The sequence below is a fragment of the Endozoicomonas sp. SESOKO2 genome (genome assembly GCF_024606245.1).
In the GTDB taxonomy this organism is placed as follows: domain Bacteria; phylum Pseudomonadota; class Gammaproteobacteria; order Pseudomonadales; family Endozoicomonadaceae; genus Endozoicomonas_A.
Genome location: NZ_JAHHPQ010000671.1, coordinates 1 through 6,292, shown reverse-complemented (window position 1 = coordinate 6,292; position 6,292 = coordinate 1). Strand labels below are relative to the sequence as shown.

Genomic DNA, 6,292 nt, shown 5'->3' with positions numbered 1-6,292 from the left:
CCTCAATTTCTTGCAATCCTCGCTACGGACGCTTAAGTCCGACAGGCTGCTAGGATAAATGGCGACGTTAAAGAGGGATTATTGCGGTAAGGATTTTCTGTTTTAGCATTTAAAAATGAGAAAGAGTGCTGTTATGAATAGTCCCGGATCCGGTTCTGTGGTTGCTCTGTTATCAGTAATTTTTGCCTTCCCCTATCATGTTTGCGCCGCAGATGGGTCAACGGATAGTTCCGGATATACAGAGGCTTCAAGTTGTTCTGAATTAACCAATGGGGTTGATAGGGACGTGTGCAGTTATCATTTACCTGCTTTTAAGGCGCTGATCAGGGAAAAAAACAATCAGGTATCTCCAACAACACCTTCTTCAACTATTTCACCCAGTGCTTCTCCAATTCCTGAAACGGTCAGGATAAGAAAAATATCGGCTATAACAAGGCTGGATCATGAGGCTTTTCGAACCACCTATCCAACTTTATTTATATTTGATGCAGAGCGATTGTCAGGAAAGGGACAGCCAGCCGTTTATGAATTGCCATTGACAGTGCCCGTCGCTGGCCATCTCAGAGGAGTAAAGAGTTTTCAATTGCCTGATAACTCAGCTTTTGTGGGGAACAGGATAGATATTTTACCTGAGTTTGTGACTGAAGGAGGCATACAGAATCATTACGTGATGTCGGCACCCTATAATGATGCTGTCTACTATCTGGCGAATATAGAAATTGATTCCAGAAATTCTCCAGAGAAGAGCCGTTTATCAACAACAGCTACCACAGAATACCCCGGCTCAACCCCGACCACACAGAAACATATACCTTCAGGCATTCTGTATCTGAGAGGTGCGGGTATTTTTTCTGCAGACAACATCAAGGTGATACTGGATCCGGCAGATAATCAGATAAGAGTCCGACCGGTAGAGCTGGGATGTACAGATTTTGCTGATGGAAGAGGAGCAGAAGAGCGCTTCGTTTATCGCTTTACGAACTCTGAATTTGACCTCCTGCAAGGCATACAAAGACTGACAACACCTCTGAACGCAGCATTCAATGTCTTCTGTCATCAAACTACAGGGCAAGTGCAGTTGACGATGAAAAATACTACAACCGTCATATCCGTGCCTACTCATGCTCCTGCACCCAGTTCGCCAGAAAGCAGTAGTGTGTTGTTCTCTATGATCTTATTCCACAGAGAAAACGTTATGCGCTTCGTTGACTCTATCTGTAACAGCGTCGTTGATCAGTTTGGCAATGACCTATCCATTGATCTGGCCAATCCATCGGATCCTGATCACTATATGGGTGGCATCTGGGGTAGTTTTTGTACTGATATTAATATGGTTCAGGGTGCATTTGGATTAAAAGACAGAGAACAGGCATGGGGCTGGGTTTTAGGTGATAGCAGTGATCAATATGGCTGTGAGGCCATGGAGAAAACTTATCGGGCAGAGTTTGCTTCTGTGAGCACGTGGTCAATAGCAGGTTTTGATGTTGCATGTAATTGCACTGCAACGTCTGATTGTACAACTCAGGCTCCCGACATTTCATCCACACTTCCTCCTGACGCAGGTGCTCTGATGATGAATAATACTGGTGAAGCAGGATTAACCCAAAGGCAGAAAGAGGGCATAGTCTTTGGCATAACCAGTTTTGTTGGGTATCAGGCTGTTGTTAATAGCTGGTTTTATCTTTCAAGCCGTATCAGGCAAGCCTGGATAAGGCATACCAGTCAGGTGTTAGCTGTTGTAATGGGATTTGGGATTCCGGCATTCCAGCTGGTACCACGATGTGTCAGTATATTGAGAGCAAAGAAAGCAGCCCATAATCTACTGTCAGAAGAAGTAATATTTGAAAAAAATCAACCGTAGATTGTCGTAAAAAATTACCAAAACATTGGTTCAACTCATCCTTCAGATCCTGATTACTATATGGGTATCATCTGGCAGAAAAATGACTGTTCTGACATTAAAATGATTCGGAGAAGCCCCCACTGGAATCGGCTTGCCGATTTGGTGGAGGGAGTATGTCACAGCGCTGTCACCGACATCATGGCAAGACTTCCAAAAGTGTGGGGCTCATTTCCTGTTGGGCAAGACGTTGTCTTTATTTATGAAAAATCCAGTCTAGGATAAGATAACGGTCTTAAAACGGATTGTCACAGCAAGCATACTTCTGTTTTGGTCGTTAAAAATGAGACAGGGTTAAGTTATGAATCTTTCCAGACCCGGTTTGGCGGTTGCTCTATTGTCAGCAATGTGTGTCTCTCCCAGTCATGTTTTCGCCATAGGTGGTTCGACGGGTAGTCCCATACTTACAGAGGTTTCAAGCTGTTCTGATTTAACCAGTAGTGTCGATAAAGGTGTCTGCAGTTATCATTTATCGGCCTTTAAGGAAATCATCAGGGAAAAGAACAGACAGTTATATCCAACAACACATTCCGTTAGTGCTTTCCCAACTATTAACCCGAATATCTCGCTAAGCACTTTTCCAGGTCGCTCCCCAGATGGCGCCTTAATCTCAGAGGCGGTCATGATAAGAAAAATATCGGCTACAACAAGGCTGGATCATGAGGCTTTTCGAACCACTTATCCTACTTTGTTTATCTTTGATGCAGAGCGATTCTCGGGAAAGGGGCTGTCTGGAAAGAGGGAGCCTGTCGTTTATGAATTACCATTGACCAGGGTCGTGAGTGACGGTTCCAGAAGAACCAGTAGTTTTCAGTTACCCGATAACTCGGCTTTTGTGGGGAACAGGACGGATATTTTGCCCGAATTTGTTGTTGAGGGAGGCATACAGAATCATTTCGTGATGTCAGCATCCCATAATGATGCTGTCTATTATTTGGCAAATATTGAAATCGATTCCAGAAATCCTTTAACAAAGGGCGCTATATCAACAGCAGCTCCAACAGGGCGCCCCGTTCCAAATCCCACCAAACGGGCTCATGTACCTGTGGGCATTCTGGATCTGAAGGGAGCAGGTATCTTTATGGCAGACAACATCAAGGTGGTACTTGATCCGGCAGATAATCGCGCTGAGACTAAACCGGTAAAACTGGGGTGTACAAATGATGCTGATGGGAGAGGAGCAAAGGAGAGCTTCATCTATCGATTTACGCACTCTGAGTTTGATCTCCTGCAAAGTACCCGAGGACCAAAAAATGTTCAAAACGCTGCATTGAATGTGGATTGTTACCTGAAAACAGGGCATGTGCAGCTAACCATGAAAAACACGAAAACAGTCATATCCGTACCCACTAAATCTGACACTCTGATACCCCGTCCGGCAGACAACAAAAGTGTGTTGTTCTCTATGAGCTTATGGCCGAGAAAGAACGTTCTGAGTTTGGTCGATTCAACCTGTAACACCGTCGTTGATCAGCATGACAACGATTTATCGATCGACTTAATGAATCTATTGCATCCTCATCACTATATGGGGGGTATCGGGGGCAGCAGCAAATACTGTTCTGACATCAAAACAATTCAGGGAGCATTTGGATTAAAAGACAGAGAAGAGGCATGGGGTTTGACAGTTGTTCCTCACACCGATCTACATAGCTGTTCAACTGAATTGGAGAAGAAGTATCAACTAGGATTTGCTTCGCTTAGTGAGTGGTCTGCTTCAGGCTTTGATGTTGCCTGTCATTGCACTACGCCAACATCGATTTTATCGACTTCATCCGGTTCATTCAGAGTTTCTCCATATACAACTCAGGTAGCCTATACTTCACCTGCAAAGATTTCAGGTGAAGGTGCTCCGGCTATTGAAGGTAATGGCACTAAAGGACTGACCGATGGGCAGAAAGCAGGATTAGGTATTTCCCTGTTTATTGCGGACCAGGGCATCGCTCATATCTGGTTCTGTCTTTCAAACCGTATCAGGCAAGTCTGGATAAGGCATACCAGCCAGTTGTTAGCGGCTGCAATAGGTCTGGGAATTCCGACAGTCCAGTTGTTGATACCAAAATGTGACAGTGGGCTGAGAGGAAGAAAGATAGAACACATTCGATTGGCAGAACATGAGTCACCATTGTAGTTTGTCGTTGTTATTTTATATCAGAGAAGTCTTTGCCTTTATTTATTACATATCCGGTCTAGGCTGAATAATGATCTTAAAAAGGATTATTACGGTAAGGATGCTTCTGTTTTAACTTTTAAAAATTAAACAGAGTGCAGTTATGAATGTTTTCAGATCCGGGTTAGCAGTTGCTCTATTGTCAGCAATTTATGGCTTCCCTTGTTATGCTTTCTCCACAGTTGAGCCAACGACCAGTTCCACATATACAAAGGCTTCAAGTTGTTCTGAATTAACTCGCCGTATCGATAGGGATGTGTGCAATCAGCACATATCGGAATTCAAGGCTCTCATCAGGGAAAAAAACAATCAGATATCTCCAACAACATCTTCCTCAGGTCATTCTCTAATATCCGAAACGGTCAAGATAAGAAAAATACCCGCTACAAATACAAGACCAGATCTTGAGGTTTTTAAAACTGACGATCCAACCCTGTTTATCTTTGATTCAGAGCAAGTGCCTGGAAAGGGGCGGCAAGCTATCTATGAATTGCCATTGGCAGAGTCTGTTGATGGCCACGATGCAATCGTCAGTTTTCAGTTGCCGGATAATTCGGCTTTCGTGGGGAACGGAAGAAATGAAGTTCGGCCTGAATTTTTGATTGATGGAAGGATGCAGAATCACTACGTGATGTCGGCACCCCATAATAATTCTGTCTATTATCTGGCGAATATCGAAGTCGATTCCAGAAACCCTCTGGATACTGGCGGTATATCAACGACACTTCCCACAGGATCCCCCCATTCAACCCCGTCCAGTCGGAGTCATATGCCGGCAGGCATTTTGAACCTGATGGGGGCGGGTATCTTTGTTGCAGATAACGTCAAGGTGGTACTTGATCCGGCGAACAATCACGGGATGATTAATTCGGTAAAACTGGGGTGTAACGATGATCCTGAAACAAGAGGGGGAGATGAGCGTTTTATTTATCGATTTATACGCTCTGAATTTAACCTCCTGCAAGGCACCCTGGGAGAAACATATCGTCATAACGCTGCATTGAATGTTGAATGTTTCCAGGAAACAGGACAAGTGCAGTTGACCATGAAAAACACTAAAACCGTCATAAAGGTACCCAACGATGCGCCAACAGCCGATGTTCCGGAAATTGCAGAGAGCAGTGGCGTGTTGTTCTCCTTTAGTTTTCAGCGGAAGAGAGAAAGCGTTCTGCGTTTTGTCGATTCTACCTGTAACCGCATCGTTGATCAGCATGACAATGACCTATCGATTGACTCCGCTCTGCCATCGGATCCTGATCACTATATAGGTGGCTGGCACCATAATCATTGTTCCGATTTTCATGCGATTCAGGGAGCGTTTGGATTAAAAGGCATTGAGCTGGCATGGGGTTTGAAAGCCTTTGATTACGCCGACAGTGATAGCTGTTCGCATGGCGCCAAGAAGAGTTATCGATTAGGGTTTGCTTCACTGTACGTGTGGTCTACCAAAGGCATTAATGTTGCGTGTAATTGCACCATGCCAACATTTGCTTCATCCATTTCACCGACTGAATGGATTACTGCATCCACTGAAACCATTGCACCCACTGAATCCGCCGCAACTGTTTCATCCACAGTCTCTCCCTATACAACTCAGGTAGCCTACACTTCACCCGTGCTGATACCTGATCCAGGTGCTCTGGTTATGAATAGTACTGACACAGCAGGGTTAACCATTTCGGAGAAAGTCGGAGTGGGTCTTGGTGTGCTTGCGGATCAGGTCATTACTCATAGCTGGTTCTATCTTTCAAAGCGTATCAGGCAAGCCTGGATAAGGCATACCAGTCAGGCCTTAGCGGCTACATTGGGTCTGGGTATTCCTATGTTTCAGTTGCTAACAAAATTTGTCTGCGGGGTGAGAGAAAGACAGACAGAGCACATTCTATTGTCAGAGCAAGTGCCACCATTGTAGTTCCTCGTTGTAAATAGCCTGTGCCCTCCGGAGGGTGTTGCAAAACCCTCCACGAGTCGGAAATCTGTACTTTAAATCAGTATTACCGGTTTCTTGGTAACAATGTTTTTGACGCCCTGTCGGGTTTAATGGCTGATGATAGTTTGCTTCACTCTCATGCTTGCTGAAAGGCCTTAATGAATTCCATTAAAAGATTCAGGGGCGTGAGGCTCTTTGTCTATTGGAGAAGGTGTCCCCTTTATTTATGAAATATCGGGTCTAGCAGCCTGTCGGACTTAAGCGTCCGTAGCGAGGATTGCAAGAAATTGAG

At 44.6% G+C, this 6,292-nt stretch carries 3 protein-coding genes; all 3 read left to right on the top strand.

What is annotated here, in order from left to right:
• Positions 1-133 precede the first annotated feature (133 nt).
• A complete protein-coding gene (locus KDK17_RS16475; protein WP_257288563.1) occupies positions 134-1,861 on the top strand; it encodes a hypothetical protein in 1,728 nt (575 codons plus the stop codon).
• Between the two features lie 661 nt (positions 1,862-2,522).
• The gene (locus KDK17_RS16470) at positions 2,523-4,031 is read left to right on the top strand and encodes a hypothetical protein (RefSeq protein ID WP_257288562.1); all 1,509 of its coding nucleotides are present in this window, start codon (positions 2,523-2,525) and stop codon (positions 4,029-4,031) included.
• A gap of 142 nt (positions 4,032-4,173) precedes the next feature.
• Positions 4,174-5,982 (top strand): hypothetical protein, encoded by a 1,809-nt coding sequence (locus KDK17_RS16465; protein WP_257288561.1) that lies wholly within the window; start codon positions 4,174-4,176, stop codon positions 5,980-5,982.
• Positions 5,983-6,292: the final 310 nt, after the last annotated feature.